This window comes from Mycoplasmopsis felis, from assembly GCF_034647055.2.
Taxonomy (GTDB): domain Bacteria; phylum Bacillota_I; class Bacilli_A; order Mycoplasmatales; family Metamycoplasmataceae; genus Mycoplasmopsis; species Mycoplasmopsis felis.
Genome location: NZ_CP141047.2, coordinates 655,198 through 671,590, shown reverse-complemented (window position 1 = coordinate 671,590; position 16,393 = coordinate 655,198). Strand labels below are relative to the sequence as shown.

At 23.4% G+C, this 16,393-nt stretch carries 15 protein-coding genes and 1 pseudogene; 12 read left to right on the top strand and 4 right to left on the bottom strand.

Annotated features, from left to right (window positions below):
- The first annotated feature begins 6 nt into the window (after positions 1–6).
- Together RRG59_RS02955 and RRG59_RS02950 are read left to right on the top strand one after the other, a co-directional pair.
- Entirely contained in the window at positions 7–360 is a 354-nt protein-coding gene (locus RRG59_RS02955; RefSeq protein WP_051619533.1) for a S1 domain-containing protein, read from the top strand.
- A gap of 9 nt (positions 361–369) precedes the next feature.
- Positions 370–1,629: a hypothetical protein gene (locus RRG59_RS02950; protein WP_322902055.1), complete on the top strand. Its 1,260-nt coding sequence runs from the start codon at positions 370–372 to the stop codon at positions 1,627–1,629.
- A gap of 26 nt (positions 1,630–1,655) precedes the next feature.
- Here the strand turns inward: RRG59_RS02950 and RRG59_RS02945 are convergent, their stop codons facing one another.
- Entirely contained in the window at positions 1,656–4,220 is a 2,565-nt protein-coding gene (locus RRG59_RS02945) for a coiled-coil domain-containing protein (RefSeq protein WP_322902054.1), read from the bottom strand.
- Between the two features lie 139 nt (positions 4,221–4,359).
- On the opposite strand from RRG59_RS02945, the gene RRG59_RS02940 reads away from it, so the two are divergent.
- The 9 genes from RRG59_RS02940 to RRG59_RS02900 all read left to right on the top strand — a co-directional run bounded on the left by RRG59_RS02940 (position 4,360) and on the right by RRG59_RS02900 (position 13,050).
- The gene (locus tag RRG59_RS02940) at positions 4,360–4,824 is read left to right on the top strand and encodes a transcription antitermination factor NusB (RefSeq protein ID WP_036430502.1); all 465 of its coding nucleotides are present in this window, start codon (positions 4,360–4,362) and stop codon (positions 4,822–4,824) included.
- On the top strand, positions 4,814–5,272 hold the full coding sequence (locus RRG59_RS02935) for a hypothetical protein (RefSeq protein ID WP_036430500.1): 459 nt from the start codon (positions 4,814–4,816) through the stop codon (positions 5,270–5,272). Before RRG59_RS02940 ends, RRG59_RS02935 begins: the two co-directional genes overlap by 11 nt.
- A gap of 5 nt (positions 5,273–5,277) precedes the next feature.
- On the top strand, positions 5,278–6,435 hold the full coding sequence (locus RRG59_RS02930) for an aminotransferase class V-fold PLP-dependent enzyme (protein WP_322902053.1): 1,158 nt from the start codon (positions 5,278–5,280) through the stop codon (positions 6,433–6,435).
- Positions 6,425–6,841, top strand: coding sequence for an iron-sulfur cluster assembly scaffold protein (locus RRG59_RS02925; RefSeq protein ID WP_322902051.1), 417 nt, complete (start codon positions 6,425–6,427; stop codon positions 6,839–6,841). Before RRG59_RS02930 ends, RRG59_RS02925 begins: the two co-directional genes overlap by 11 nt.
- Positions 6,834–8,072: a Y-family DNA polymerase gene (locus RRG59_RS02920; RefSeq protein ID WP_322900338.1), complete on the top strand. Its 1,239-nt coding sequence runs from the start codon at positions 6,834–6,836 to the stop codon at positions 8,070–8,072. The genes RRG59_RS02925 and RRG59_RS02920 overlap by 8 nt, the downstream gene beginning before the upstream one ends.
- Before the next feature lie 2 nt (positions 8,073–8,074).
- On the top strand, positions 8,075–9,151 hold the full coding sequence (locus RRG59_RS02915) for a nicotinate-nucleotide adenylyltransferase (RefSeq protein WP_322902050.1): 1,077 nt from the start codon (positions 8,075–8,077) through the stop codon (positions 9,149–9,151).
- 1 nt (position 9,152) lies between these two features.
- Positions 9,153–9,890, top strand: a complete 738-nt coding sequence (locus RRG59_RS02910) for a pseudouridine synthase (RefSeq protein WP_260623674.1) — start codon at positions 9,153–9,155, stop codon at positions 9,888–9,890.
- A 102-nt stretch (positions 9,891–9,992) separates the two neighbouring features.
- Positions 9,993–12,587 (top strand): DNA gyrase subunit A, encoded by a 2,595-nt coding sequence (gyrA, locus tag RRG59_RS02905; RefSeq protein WP_322902048.1) that lies wholly within the window; start codon positions 9,993–9,995, stop codon positions 12,585–12,587.
- Positions 12,588–12,594: 7 nt separating this feature from the next.
- Entirely contained in the window at positions 12,595–13,050 is a 456-nt protein-coding gene (locus RRG59_RS02900; RefSeq protein WP_322902046.1) for a large conductance mechanosensitive channel protein MscL, read from the top strand.
- 279 nt (positions 13,051–13,329) lie between these two features.
- Here the strand turns inward: RRG59_RS02900 and RRG59_RS02895 are convergent.
- Both RRG59_RS02895 and RRG59_RS02890 read right to left on the bottom strand, forming a co-directional pair.
- Positions 13,330–14,100, bottom strand: a pseudogene (locus tag RRG59_RS02895) (IS256 family transposase); the annotation flags it as partial.
- Positions 14,082–14,243: a hypothetical protein gene (locus RRG59_RS02890; RefSeq protein ID WP_322902044.1), complete on the bottom strand. Its 162-nt coding sequence runs from the start codon at positions 14,241–14,243 to the stop codon at positions 14,082–14,084. The gene RRG59_RS02890 and the pseudogene RRG59_RS02895, both read right to left, overlap by 19 nt.
- Before the next feature lie 27 nt (positions 14,244–14,270).
- Between RRG59_RS02890 and RRG59_RS02885 the strand changes: the two genes are divergently transcribed.
- Positions 14,271–14,714, top strand: coding sequence for a hypothetical protein (locus RRG59_RS02885; protein WP_322902042.1), 444 nt, complete (start codon positions 14,271–14,273; stop codon positions 14,712–14,714).
- Between the two features lie 10 nt (positions 14,715–14,724).
- On the opposite strand, the gene RRG59_RS02880 is transcribed toward RRG59_RS02885, so the two are convergent.
- Positions 14,725–16,392, bottom strand: coding sequence for a hypothetical protein (locus RRG59_RS02880; protein ID WP_322902040.1), 1,668 nt, complete (start codon positions 16,390–16,392; stop codon positions 14,725–14,727).
- Between the last annotated feature and the right edge of the window lies 1 nt (position 16,393).

The window sequence follows — 16,393 nt, the reverse complement described above, 5'->3', positions numbered from 1 at the left end:
TAAATAATGAATTACAAAAAAGGTGATGTAGTAATTGCAAAAATAAAAAGCATTAGTCAAAATGATATAAAATTAATAACTAATACCCAAAGTATTTTTATTATCACAAAGTCAGAAATTACTGATTTTGTTGATAAAAAGATTTCAAGTATGTTTAAATTAGGACAAGTTGTTAACTTTATATGTTTAAAGTTTAATAAAAATACTAACCAAGGTTTTGGAAGTTATAAAAGAAATCATCCTAACGAAATACAAAAACAAAAAAGTAAAAATCATCATAAACTAATTGAAACTCCTAATGGTTTCAAAAATCTTTATAACTATATGATGATGTTTATTGAAAATGACAACAATAAATAGGAAATAAAAATGTCTCAAATAAATATTAAAAATAAATTTAATGATAATTTATTTAGTCTTGAAAATAATAAAATAATTAATTCATTACTACAAAAATTTAAAACTTTAAATTTCTTTGGTTCTGAAAACTTCTCATTCGATGATATTGCAATTAACTATAGTATTAAAGGAATAGATAAAATTATTCAGTTTTGTAACTTGCTGTATAAAAATAAAACAGAAAATTTAATTGTATTATGTTCTTTTGAAACTCAACAATTAATTGAAACATCATTAGATTTTATTTATGGGAAATTAAATAATATAGAAAATAATAAAATCAAATTATTTTTTATAAATGATTCTGATAGTTACCAAGTTATGGAAAATAAATTAAATTATTATTTTTTTAAAACAAAAAATAATAATTTATCTATTTTATTTTTAGACATTTTTGTCAAAAAAAATAATCAAAGTAAAATTAAAATTATTTATAAATTAATTGATAAACTACATCAAAAAGCAAGTGATTTTCTTATTAAGAAATCTATTTATTTTATAGGTAAAAACAATTGGTATTTGAATTTTAAAAAATTCTTAATGACTAAAGAAAATATTTTAATTATTTCTGATTCTATACATAATGAATATCATTTTTTTTCTGAAATAATTTTAGTTCTTTTAGCAACCCAGGGTTTAAATATAAACAAAATAATAAATGGTTATAAACAAGTTTCAGATAGTATATTAAATGAAGATGTTTATTCGAACTTACCTTTAAATATTTTTTTGAATTTCTATAAGTTAGTTAATAACAATGACAAACTTTTATTAAATTTATTTTTATCTTATGATATATTCTTAGATGGTTTTGCTAAGTTATTTACATATGAATTAAATAAACTTACTTATAATCAAAATATAATTAATGATTGTACTTATTTCCCAGTAAACATAACATCAACTATACAACCAATTCTTTCTTTTCCATACTTAAAACAAATTATTTATCTTGATATTAAAGAAAAATACTTCGATTATCAACCTTCTTCAAATATAGAAAATGATGACGCAATATCTCATTTAAATTATTTCACTCTAAATTCTTTAAAAGAAATCAGTATAAATAATTTTAATAACTACTATCAATCATATACAGAATCTAGTTATGCACTTACTTTAGAAATACAAAGAAACACCGAAGAAGCACTTGGTAAATTAATTGGTATTTTATATTGAACTAAAATTTTTTATGGTATTTTCTTTGATATTAATCCTTTCCTTAATTAAAAATCTATGCAAATTGCATAGATTTTTTAGTCTATATTCATTATTATTGAGATTTTATTTAATTTTTCTGCTATCTTTTGTTTTTGGTTTTCTGTGTTTTCTCATGTCTTTTCATAATTAACTGTTTTATTTCTGTGGTTGGAATAACTATGAGTATTATAAGTTTCTTGCAATGTTATATTACTTAATATATTATTTATTTCTTGCTTTAAGTTATTTAACCTTATTTTTGCTTCATTATATTTATTGATTTTATTATTCAAATTTAAAATATCTGTATTTAATGAACTATTAAGGTTTTGAAGTTCTGTAATTTGATTATTATTCCTTGAAAGAATTGCGTTTTGTTTGTTTAGTTTACCTTTTTCTTTTTCATATAACAAAATATATTTACGTGTTTCATCTTGAGCATTTTTCAAACTATCATTTAACTTGTTATTTAAACTTGTTAAGTTGTTTAAATTATTCTGATTATTATTTTGTTGGTTTTTTAAATTATTTATAGTTGCTTGAAATTCATTAATCTTATTCTGTAAAATTTGCTTTTCATTTTCAAGCGAAATGATAGTAGAATTTTGTGTTTTTAAAAGTTCATTTAGGGTTGATATTTCCTGATTTTTATTTGCTATTATTTCTTGATTTCTTTGATTTATAATTCTTAATTCATTTATTAATGAATCTTTATTTTTTAATAATTCGTTGTTATTATTATTTACTTCTTTTAATTTTTCTATTTCTTGATTTTTTCTATTTATTAAATTTTCTAAATCAGTTTTTTGTTGTTTTAGTTTATTTATTTCATTGTTATTTAGTACTTCATTGTCTTGAAGAGTTTTAAGATTGTTTTCTAAATTTTCAATAACATCTTTGTTATCTAATAATTTGTATTCCAATTGATTTATTTTATCTTTTAACAAAATAATGTTATTAATGTTATCTAAATTTAGTTTTTGTAATATTAAATTAGTATTAAAATAATCAATAGATTCACCGTTTTTCTGATCTAAAGTTGAAAAATTTTGTCTATATATTTCTAGTTCTTTTAAAATTTTAGAATTTATGTCATCTAATTTTTTCATACTTATATTTAAATTATTATTATTTTCTTTTTCCTCATTTTCTAAAATAATTTTCTTCAAAAGAAGTTCATTGTCAGAATTCTCTTGTATCTCTTTTTTTAAATAAATTAAATTTAATTTATTGTCTTTTAATTTTTTTTGTATATTTAAAATGTCTAAATTTAAATTATTTAATTCTGTTTTTAATTTATTGATTTCTTGTTCTCTTTTATGCAAGCTATTTAATTTTAATTTCTTATTCTTAATAATTTCTATTTCTTTATTTAAAATATTTTGCTTTAATTCAAATCAAATTTTTGAATTTTCTCAAAAAATACCCTTTATATGATTTTTAATCTTGCTGATTTGTTCAAGATCATTTTTTATGCTTGTATTGTTTTTAAATAATTCTTTATTTTTTTTATTTTCTTCTTTGAATTTTTCTAATATCTTTTGGATTTCTATGTTTTCGTTATTTGTTATACCTTCATTTATTAAGGTATCTTTATGATCATAATCATTATTTATTAGTTTCTTATAATTTTCTACAAACTCTCAATAAAGCGATTCTTTAATTCCAGTGGAATAACTAGTATCCTTTAATGTTTTATATAGTAATTCTGTAGATTTCTCATATTCATATACTATTTTTTTATAGTTGTCTAAATTTTGTTGCAAAAGATTGTAATTATTTTGCAAAGAAAGACTAATAGAGTTATATTCTTTTATATTTGAATTATAAAATGATTTTAAATTAATATTATGTTCATATAAAAAACTAAAATTTAATTCTATTAGTTTAATCAAATTCAATAAGTTATCAAAGTTCTCAGTGTAATATTTATAGATATCTATTAATTCATAATCTTGAAAGTTAAACTCTTTTAAAAGAGTAATAGATTTTTCCAATTCGATATTAATATCTATAATTTTGTCTAAATTATCTTTAAATTCTAGAGTACCTGAATTAGTATCTTGTAATAAATCTTGTAATATTTTTTTATATTCAGAAATTCTGTTAGTGTAATTTTCATACTTAATTAATAAGTTTTCATTATATTCATTGAAAAATGATTTTATTTTCTCACCTTCTTCTTTAGATATGTCTGAATTGTTTCGTAATTTTAAAATCAAACTTTCATTGTTAAAATTATTAAAGTTATTAGTTAAATCTTCTTCAATAAATCTTATATTTAAATTAAATGAACTATTTAATTTAATGTATTTGTTTAAAGAATTATTATAATTGTTTTCTAAAATTGTGTCTTGTTCTATTTCTTGATTAATATCTAATATTGTTTCATTAACTTTATTTTGTTCTTTTGATAAATCGTCAAAATCTATTTCATTTTGTTTTGATAAATCAATATCATTTAATATTTTTTCGTATTCAAAAGAACTCAAACTAACATCTTTTATTATTTTATGATTATTTGTATATTTATCTATTGCTAATTTAATTGGATATACTGAAGAAGCACCAATTACTCCAACAATCGATAAAGTCGTTATAATCTTTAAATTCTTTGTCATTTTTCCCTCCATTTATAAAATAATTATTTTGGATTTGAAAACAAAAAAAGAACAAAAATCAATTTATAGACAATCAAGTATTATAAAATTTATATATGTTATAATTAAAAATAATAAATTATTAGTTAAAGGATTTTAAATGTTAATTGAGAACAAAAAGAAAAGTAGAAGAGAACAAAGATTGCAAAATATAGCTGTTATTTACAAACATGAACTACTAAATTATGACTATAACATAAGTGAAATAGCTCAGGAATATGATTTAAATAAAGAACAGATTGATCATATTTTAAGTGTTATTAAATGAGATAATTTCAACAAAAAAGTTCTCAATAAATTTTTAAATACTGATTGAACCTTAGAAAGAATTAGTCCATTATTAAGAGCTATTATTTTAAATGCTTGCACAGAATTCCACACATTAAATCCAAGGATTGTTATAAACGAAGCAATTGAAATTACCAAGTATTATTTCGGGAAACCAAATGAATTAGAAAATGCTAAACAAAACGAAGAAAAGTACTATAAATTTGTTAATGGTGTTTTAGAGAATTTTTATAAAGCAATTATTTCTATAGAAGCAAAAACTATTAATGCTAAATAAATATAAAAAACTAAAAGAAAAATTCTGAACATCATTATTTTTAATATCCTGAAAAAAAACTTTAAATTTTACTATACAAATGTTTAAAGAATTGAATATAGTAAAAAACATTGAATTGCAAAAAGAATGATTTTTACCTACAAATAAAAAGTGAAAAAACATTGAAGATTTTGCTACTGAGTTTTTAAACCACCTTACCTTTTTTGAAAACATTAATCCTTTACAAGAAAAAATGATTCAAAATTTTTATAATTTTATGTTTTATCAAGCTAAATACAAAAAAAATAGAATTCAGTATTTTTCATTAAATAAAATTATCAACACACATGACTATGAAATTGATTTTAATCATAAAAAAAGATTATATTACTATGATTTTTTAGATGAGTTTCAAAAAATTCCACACTACAATGTTTATTTAATCAAAATATTAAAAAGGATACTTTAAGTAAAATGAATAATGATATTAGAAAACAATTTGACATTCTAAATAAAATTACATATTTTGATAGTGCAGCACTTGTTTTAAAGCCTAAAATTGCAATTGATGCTATTCATAATTATTATCAAAACATATCTATTTCATCTAGAACTCAAGATACACCTTTAGGTAATTTAGTTAATCAAACCATATTCAACGTAAGACAAAAAGTTGCTAATTTAATAGATGCTAAAATTAATGAAATAATTTTCACTAGTGGAACTACTGAAAGTATAAATTTATTTGTTAACATGTTTAGTCATTTATTAAAACCAAAAGATGTTATTTTATTACATTCTTATAATCATTCTTCTAATTTAGTTCCTTGAATAGAAATAGCAAAAAAAACCAAAGCAATTATAAAAATATCAGATGATGTTGAATTGGATTTAATCAAAACTAAAAACATAAAAATCTTAGCACTATCTCAAGAAACGAATAATTTTAATAAATCATTTGATTTTTCTTTGATTTCCAAAATATGTAAAGAAAAAAAAATATGACTGTTTAATGATGCTGCACAAGCTATTTCACATTCAAAAGTATCATTAAACTTATTTGATATTGTTGTTTTTTCAACTAATAAGTTTTATGGGCCTACAGGTATGGGTATACTAGCTATTAAAGAAGATTTACTAAAAAAACTAAGACCTGTGAAATTTGGTGGTGGAACAGTAAACGAAATAAATAAAGATCATTCATTTGTCTTAAAAACTGATATATCAGTTTTTGAACCAGGGACACCCGATATTGCCGGTTTTTTTATGTTTGATAAAGCATTAGATTTTTTTAACTCTATTGGGTACCAAAGAACACAAAACATACTAAAAGATTTATCAATATATTTACATAAAAAACTTATGAAATTAAAGAATATTAATGTATATTCAAAACCTGGTCATTATATAGCATTGATTAATGTCAAAAACATAAATCCACAAGATGTAGCAACTTATTTAGGACAGAAAAATATTTACACTATAGCTGGAATATTTTGTGCACAATATTTAAAAAATGTTGTTTCAGAACATTCATTTTTAAGAATTTCTTTAGGTATTTACAATAACTATGATGATATTAATAAATTAGTTGATGAATTAGAAAAAGGAGGTGATTTTTATGCATTTTAATAAAGATCAAGCAAGAGAAATTATAATGAAACATTATATGAAACCTCAAAACAAAAAAGATTTAACTCCAAATCAAAAAAATACAATATATAGTAATAGTTGTGCAGATAAATTAATTTATGAATTAACTTGAGAAAATGATGTTTTAGTAGACGCAAAATTTAGTGGTAATGGTTGTGCTCCTTTTGTTGCATCAACTGATTTATTTTTTGAGAAAATAAAAGGTAAAACAAAGGATGAAATAATTAGTTTTATTAACATATTCACTGATTTTGTAAAAGGTAATGATGTATCAGAATACGAAATTTCCCTACTAGGTGACTTGTGAGTTTTTTATAATATTAAAATTCAACCAAATCGAATTATTTGTACTTTATTACCAACTAATGTTTTTATAAATGAATAGACCTTATATTTTTCACATTGATTTTGATTCATATTTTGTAAGTGCCATTCGTTCATTAAAACCTCACTTAAAAAACAAACCTGTAGCAATTGCAAAAAAAGGTGAACATGCAATTGCTGTTTCAGTTAGTTATGATTTAAGGGAAAAGGGTTTTAAAGCAGGTTGTAGTGTTAATGAAATTCTTAAAAAAGTTCCTAATGCATATATAGAAGAACCAAGGTTTGATTTATTTATTTATAAATCTAATTCTATTTTTAATTTTTTAAAGAAAAATTATGCTAAAGAATTAGAAGTAGGTTCAATAGATGAATGCTACTTAGAAATAAATACATTTGTTAAAACCGATACACAAGCACTAAATTTAGCAAAAGAAATTCAATCTGTTATTTTAAATGAATTTGATATACCAATTACAATTGGTATATCAAAAACTAAATTCTATGCTAAAATGACAACGAATTTATATAAACCTAATGGAATTGGAATAGCAAATAAAGAAAACTATAAAGAACTTTTTTTTGATTTAGATATCAGTAAATTTCATGGTATAGGGAAACAATTATCAAAAAAATTTTATGAAATCGGTATTCAAACAATTGGTCAATTATATCAACTCAATAAAAATGATTATAAATTAAGAAGTATTTTTAAAACTTCAGGTTATAAATATTTAGATTTACTGAACTATGATTTAGAAAGTAAAGTTATCTCTACTCCTCCTGAACCTAAAGGTGTTGGACATGATATAACATTTGGATATTATGAAACTGAATTTGATATTTATAATCACATTAAAGAACAAAGTATTAAAATTTCAAATAAACTAAACAAAATCTATAAACTTGGTAAATTAATTACTTTCGGAATAAGAAACAAAGAAGATAATTGAATATTTAAACATAAAAAACTAGATAAATATACTTCTTCAGAGGACAAAATCTATAATGAAAGCATTTATTTATATAAAAAATATTTTATAAATGAAAAAATAATTGGTATTTCAATTAGAATTTCAGAATTAATCAATATCTATGAAAATTATGAAAATCTAAGTTTATTTGAAAATAAAAACCGATCTAATACAAACACAAAAATTCAAAATATAATAAATAATGTAAATTTAAAGTTAAAAAAGAAAAAATTAGAAACATTAAATGAATATAATATTAAAAGAATAAAGAAAAATAGAACACAATCTAGTTCCATAGAAATTGGTGTTTTTAAGAGGTAATTATGAAAATAGGTATTTTTGGTGGGTCTTTTGATCCCATTCACAAAGGGCATATAAATATAGGTAAATTCGCAATAAAAGAGCTTAATTTGGATAAATTATTATATGTTCCTACCTTTGTTTCTCCATTTAAACAAAAGTCAAATAAAATTTCTTCTCAAGATAAAATAGCAATGATTAATTTAGTTTTAGAGGAAAAAATGGAATTATGTGATTTTGAAGTAAAACAAAATACTGTAAGTTATACAATTAATACAGTTAAATATCTAAAAAACAAATACAAAAATGATGAATTATACTTAATAATTGGATCTGATAATATAACAAAATTAAATAAATGAAAAAATATTGATGAAATAGCGTCATTAACAAAAATAGTTGTGTTTAAAAGAAATAAAAATATCAACAAAATCAACATAAAAAAATATAACGGAATATTATTAAATAATCCTATATGAAATTATTCTTCAACTGACTTTAAAAAAGGTAAACTGAATTATGTAAACGAAAAAGTTATGGATTATATTCAAAGTAAAAATTTATATTTAAGTGAAATAATTCACAATTCAATGTCAGCTAAAAGAGCTAAACACTCTGTTTCTACTGCTTCATTTTCTGCTGAATTAGCAAAAGTTCATAATGTGTCTGCTAAAAAAGCCTATACAGCTGGATTAATACATGATATTGCAAAAGAATGAGATGAAGTATATTCTAGAAATTTTATAAACAAATATGAACCCGATACTATGAATACCCCTATTCATTTTTTACATCAACTAGCAGGATATGTTTGAGCAAAATATTGTTATAGAATTAAAGATGAAGAAATTTTGCAAGCAGTTAAATATCATACAGAAATGCATTTTAATATGTCAAATTTAGATAAAGTAATTTTTATTGCAGATAAAATATGTCAAGGAAGAAAATTTCCTGGTATCCAAGAATTACGTAAATTGTGTTTTGAAGATTTAGATTTAGGTTTTAAAAAATTGGTTAAAGCAATATATGATTGAAATGTTTCAAATGGAGTAATTTTTAGCCAAAAATCAGAAGAAATTTATAAAAAATATATGGAGTAAAATGCAAAAAGAAAGATTACAAAAAATACTATCTCAAGCAGGTGTTTGTTCAAGAAGAGAAGCAGAAAACTTAATTAAAGAAAACAAAGTTAAAGTGAATGGGATGATAGCAAAATTAGGTGATAAAGCATCATTTCAAGATGAAATTTTAGTCAATAATATTCCAATAAAAGAAGAAGAAAAAGTTTATTATGTACTAAATAAACCTAAAAAAACTATTTCTACTTTAAAAGATAATTTTAATAGAACTTCTGTTGTAGACTTAATGGATGTCCCATATAAAATTTTTCCAGTTGGTAGATTGGATTATGATACAACGGGGGTTTTAATAATGACCAATGATGGTGAATTAACTAACAAATTATTACATCCTAAATATCAAATACCAAGAGTTTATCGTGCAAGACTAAATGAACAATTAAATAAAATTGAACTAAAAAAACTAAACGGAATTGTTAAAGTTAATGGTGTTAAAAGTGTTCAAAACGTTCTTCCAATTAATGAAGAATCTCCTAAATCTTACTTTGTTATTTTAACCCAAGGAACATACCATCATGTCAAAGAATTATTTAAAACCGTAAACAAAATTGTTATAAGTTTAAAAAGAATTGAATATGCTGGAATTACTGTCGACAAAATGCCACTAGGGACATACAGAAAACTTACAATAAAGGAAGTAAAAGATTTAAAAAACCTTGTAAGAATACAAGAAGAAAGATTAAATAAAATGAAATCTTAATATTTCATTTTTTATTTTCTGTGTTAATTTACCTCTTGAAAAAAACTAAAAAAAATATATAATTTAATAAAATTTTAATTTTATTAAATTCAGTGAGGCATTATGGAAAATAAAGATAAAAAAACAGAACTAGAGAATAAGTTCATTGAGTATGACTATGAAGAAAATAATAAAGTAGTTTTTAAGTCAAAAGAAGTCCTTGTTGATGAAGAAGAAATTGCACCTCAAAATAGTGATGAATACCAAGTAACTTCTCAAATTATAGAAAAAGAGCAAGATGGTTTATTCCCAGTCATTATAGATAATGAAATGCAAAATTCATTCCTGGAATATTCAATGAGTGTTATTGTGTCTCGTGCTTTACCAGATGTAAGAGATGGATTAAAACCAGTTCATAGGAGAATTCTTTATGATATGTCAGAATTAGGTATATCACCTAGTTCGCAACACAGAAAAAGTGCACGTGTTGTTGGGGATGTTCTAGGTAAATATCATCCTCATGGTGATAGTTCTGTTTATGAAGCTATGGTCCGTATGGCTCAAGACTTCTCAATGCGTTATCCATTAGTAGATGGACATGGTAATTTTGGTTCAATTGATGGTGATCAAGCTGCTGCTATGCGTTATACTGAAGTAAGAATGTCAAAACTTTCTGCTGAAATGATAGAGGGTATAAAAAAAGAAACAGTTGATTTTGTAGATAATTATGATGCCAGTGAAAAAGAACCTGTTGTTTTACCATCAAGATTTCCGAACTTATTAGTTTCAGGTTCTTCAGGAATTGCAGTTGGTATGGCCACTGAAATTCCACCACATAATTTAGGTGAAGTAATTGATGCAACTATCTTGCTAGCAAAAAAACCTAATTCAACTATTAAAGAATTAATGGAACACTTAAAAGGTCCTGACTTTCCTACTGGTGGAATCATTTTAGGAAATAAAGGAATTATAGATGCTTACGAAACAGGAAAAGGTAGCATAATTGTAAGATCAAAAACTAAGATTATTGAAAAATCAAATGGAAAATCTCAAATTATTGTTTCTGAAATACCATACGCTATAAAGAAAACTACTTTAATTCAAAAAATTGTAGAATACCACAAATCAAAAGATATTGATGGAATAGCTGATCTAAGAGATGAATCAAACCGTGAAGGTATTAGAATAGTTATAGATATAAAAAGAGGTTATAATCCAAATATTATATTAAATAAGTTGTTTCAAAAAACCTACTTGCAAACAACATATAGCGCTAACTTGGTTGCACTTGTAAATGGTGAACCTAATGTTTTAAATCTAAAAACCGCTTTAAATGAATATATTAAGCACGAAAAAATAGTTATAACAAGAAGGTTGGAATTTGATTTAAGAAAAGCAGAAGAAAGAGCACATATCTTAGAAGGTTTAAAGATTTGTATTGCTAACATTGATGAAGTAGTTAAAATTATTAAAACTTCTCAAACTGACCAAATAGCTCAAGATAGACTATCAAAAAGATTTGACTTATCAGAAAGGCAAACAAAAGCTATTCTAGATATGAATCTAAGAAGACTAACAGGTTTGAACATTGAAAAAATGGAAGAAGAACTTTCTGCTTTATTAATTGAAATTAAAAACTATAAAGAAATATTGTCTTCTGAAGAAAAATTAATAGATTTAATGGTAACTGAATTAAATGAAATTAAAGATAGATTTAATGACTCAAGAAGAACAAAAATAGACTTATCTGGAGTAGGTAGAATTTCTGATGAAGATTTAATACCAGAAACAGATATTATTATTACTACTTCAGTTAAAGGCTATATAAAAAGAATTAATTTAGATGAATACAACACACAAAAAAGAGGTGGTGTGGGTTCTAAGAGTATGAAAACATACCAAGATGATGATATTGCAATGATTTTGCAAACCAAAACTCACACAGATTTATTATTGTTCTCAAATTTTGGTAAAGTTTATAAACTTCGTGGTCATCAAATCCCAGAAGGTTCTAAACAAAGCAAGGGTGTGTCCATTGTTAATATTTTAGAAAATCTGGATGTTGAAAACAACGAAAAAATTATTTCTATAATTAGCATAGATGACTTTAGTGATGATAAATATTTAACTACTATAACAAAATATGGAATTATTAAGAAAAGTAATTTAAGTTTATTTAAAAATATTAGAAAAAATGGTTTAATTGCTTTTAAATTAAATGAAAAAGATGAATTAGTTAGAGCTTTTGTTGTTTCTGATTCAGATGATATTTTAGTTGCTAATAATTATAAAAACATTGTGTTATTTAAAGCAAATGAAATAAGATCTCAAGGTCGTAATTCACTGGGTGTAAAAGCTATTAAATTAATTGACAATCAACATGTTATTTCAGCATCAACAAATAATGATGGAAATTATATCTTATCAATTGGTTCAAAAGGTTTTGGTAAACTTACTTTACAAGATGAATTTAGACTCACTAAAAGAGGTGCAAAAGGTGTTTCTGGTATAAATACAGAAAAAGCTGGTAATTTAGTATTTGCTAGTTTTGTTAAACCAAATGATGAATTAATAATTATTACTTCTTCTGGTATTACTATAAGAACTGAAATTAATCAAATATCAGAAACTTCTAGAAATACAAAAGGTGTAAAAGTTATTAAATTAAAAGATGATGATGAAATAGTCGCAATCGATGTTATTAAATCAAATGATTAGGTAAAAAATGAAAAAGAATAATTTATTAAAAGAAAGTCTTAAAGAATCAATTAAGTTTTTTAAAAAAGGTAATATGATTCTTCTAGCAATTGGTTTTATTACTGGTTCTGTATTTAGTGCAGTTGTATCATCTTTATCAAATGATATTATCTTATCTGCTATTGCTTATAATATATTAGGAGATAAGTTTAAAGATTTAGAAAGTTTGAGTTGAAACGGAATTAAATGAGGTAAATTTTTAGGAACTTTTATTAATTTTATTGTTGTTACATTAGTTTTATTTATAATACTGACTAGTTATTACTCTATAAAAATTCTTATACAAAGAAGAAAAGCAACTAAAATGCCAGTAGATAATGAAAATAAAGAAGTAATTAAAAAGTCTTCAGATGAGTTAATTATTGAGCAATTACAATTAATAAATGAACAACTGAAAAATCAAAATAATAAAAATCCATGATAAAAAAGTTAGTATTAATTTAGGGACTGTATTATATTTTGTGTAAATTCTCTTTAACTTACTTTTTAAAGTAAGAGAAAAGTGATAGCAAAACACAAATCTGGTTCTATTATAACAGAAAAAACCAAACAAAATGTCAAAAAGACGGAATGTCATTTCCGCTTTTTGGCTTTTTGTTTGGTTTTTGTTTTTTTAACCCTTCCGTCCCTTGATTGTAATCAAGGGAGACCTTACTTTTTTGAAAAAAAGTAAGACAAAAAACTTTAATTTTAAAAACAATTTTTAGTTGTTTTCTTTAAATATTATTAATAATTGACTTAAGATTTGTCCTCAGTTTGGAGTAATTTTATCTCATTTTGCAAGTTGATTATTTATAGCAAAATATACTGATTTCATAAGTGATTCTTCTGTTGGAAAAGAAGTTTTTGTTTTAGTAATTTTTCTTATGTTTCTATTAAGGTTTTCAATAATATTAGTTGTATAAATTAACTTTCTTATTTCTTTTGGGAAATTAAAAAATGTAACTAATTCTTCAAAATTATCTCTTCAACTTTTAATGGCATACATATATTTATCTTTTCACTTATCTTCAAAAATTTGTAAAAATCTTGTTGCTTCATCAATATTATTTGCCTGATAAATATTTTTCATATCTTTTGTAAACTCTTTTAAGTCTTTGTAATTAACAAATTTAACTGAGTTTCTGATTTGGTGAACTACACATTTTTGTATTTGGGTTTTAGGAAAAACTGCTTTAATAGCATTTGATATACCTGTTAAGTTATCACTTGAAATAATAAAAATTTCTTGTACACCCCTTAATTTAAGGTCATTTAGTACTTGCATTCAGTATTTTGCACTTTCAGATTCACCTATTCAAAAACCTAAGACATCTTTTTGTCCTTCAAGTGTATAACCCATAACTATATAAACAGATTTTTCAACCAATCTATTTTCTTCTTTAACTTTAAATCTAATCCCATCTATAAAAACCATAGCATATTCTTTTTCTAATGGTCTGTTTCTTCACTCAATTATTTGTGGCTGAAATCTTCAATATTTGAATTATATAACTGTATAGAACCTAAAGTTTTGTCTATGCTGCTTTTTGTTAAGGTTAGTTGCTCTTTTCCACTTATATATTGATAAAATGTTTCTAATCATTTATATTTTGGATTTTTCTTAACGTGTGCCATTTCTCCCCTTTATGATAAAATTAAAAAATGAAAAAAATAAAAATAAATTTAATTGTCTTAATAATCTGTATTATTTTAACTATAACATCTATAACACTATTCATCTTAAAAAACTATTTAGTAAGCAGCAACTACGATAACTGAAATTTTTTAAATACAACATTTAATGAAAGAGAGGATACAGAATTACTGCTTTATGCAAGTGAAAACTATGGAGGTTTTAATGGATACACTAAGAAATTCCCGGACAAAAATATAAATGATTTAACAAAAGAATTTAGGGAAAAGGTTTTCGATAACCTTGCTTATAATGTTTTACTTCCTAAGTTTTATAAAGCAAATGATTCATACATTACATTAGGAGATCTATTCATTTCTGCAAATAGCATTCTACTAATTAGTGCTGTATTAATTGGAGGACTAAACTCTTATAAAATAGTTAAAAATTTAAAATTAAAGCATTCTAAATAAGAGTGTTTTTTTATTCATCTCGTTTTGCTTCTTCTAGTTCTGCGCTGCTTTGAAAATTAAATACCTTTATAACTCTTCCTACTTGTTCTAATAACATTTTGTCTGTTTTTGGTTTAACTTCTGGTTTATACAGTAAGAATTTCGGAATAAATAAAGTATTATAAGTTTCTAAATTTCCTTTTATTTGCGCATTGTCTTTTAGTTTAATAAAATTTATGCTTTTACGTTCGTCTTTATATTTGTCATTTTCTACAATATTTTTTTTGCTTAGTGGGTTAATTTTGTAATCTGTTGAATCATAAAAATTTAATAATGTATCTGCATTAAGTCCGTTTTTTAACTCATAAGTTAATTTAATCTCATTAATTGCACCGTTAATTTCTCCATTAAAACCAGTGCAAATGTATCTCCCATCATACTTTACATTATTAAAATTTAGAATAACTCCATCTCCTAAATTAAGAAACGGTTTAGTTGTTTGAATTTTTAAAGTTGTATTAATATATGAATTAAGTGCTAGATTGTTTTTTGCTTGCTTAAATAAATCATTATAAGTTGACAAATCGTTGCTTTTTTCATACCTGTAAACGTCTCCATAAAAATTATTTAATTTTTTAATTCGCTGGACTTCTTTTGAATTCTCTAAAGTTATTGCTTTTTTTCCTTTAGGATAATAATTAATATATAGACCTATGTTTTCTTTATCTCAATCTGTTGAAAAAGTTAACTCATTCTTTCCTTCTTCATAATAAACGTGATAGTTTGCTCCGTTTGAATATTCTTCCTTTGAAACGATTAACAATGAATGATGCTCTGTTGGATTATCTAAATAATAAAAGTAATTCCCCTCATCTTTTGAAACTTCTTGTAACTGTCCGAAATTGTATTCCAAAAATAATCCTTTTAATGAATTGTTTAAAACAAAATGCTCTTGATATGGACGGTTATCTAATATGTAATCCGACTCTAATCTGAAAGTATTAAAGTAATTGTCTGCATCTTGCTGGACATCAATATTGTAAATTTGTAAATCTTCTAAATTATCTGGGTTAATTTCTATTGCTTGTTGATTTAAAAAATCATTCTCAGACTTATAGTTAATTAATAAATCTCCATATCTGTTAGTTGTAAAATATAAGAAACTCCGTGTCTGTTTTCCTATTACATCTTTAAGAATTGAATAAGGGGACTTACTTGTTGTATCATATGCAAAAATTTTGTCATTATCAGAAAAACTTACATTCCCTATTTTAATTTTTGGTTCATTTAAAAACCTTATAAATCTCTCTAATGCTCTATATGGAGTTATATTTTCAAATACAACATCGGTCGGACTTTTCTTTGATAATCATAAACGGACGTCTACTATTTCTAAGGACTTGTCCTTTACTTTATTTGGGTTAAGCGAATAACGACCAGAACTGTTAATAATACCAGTAAAAAAGGGAACTCCATTACTCTTTAGTGTTGCAATTGAAAAAGTCTCTGTAATATTTAAATATGGATGGTCTCTAAAATGTAAACCGTCAGATATAATGCTTTTATTAATAACATTATTTAGAATTACTTTAGAAAAATTAGTTGCGTGATAGTTGAATTTTATAACTTTATCAAATGCTCAATTTTCGTGTCCGTTAATCTCTAAAGTTATGTTTCCATAAAACTTTTTTAAATCCATT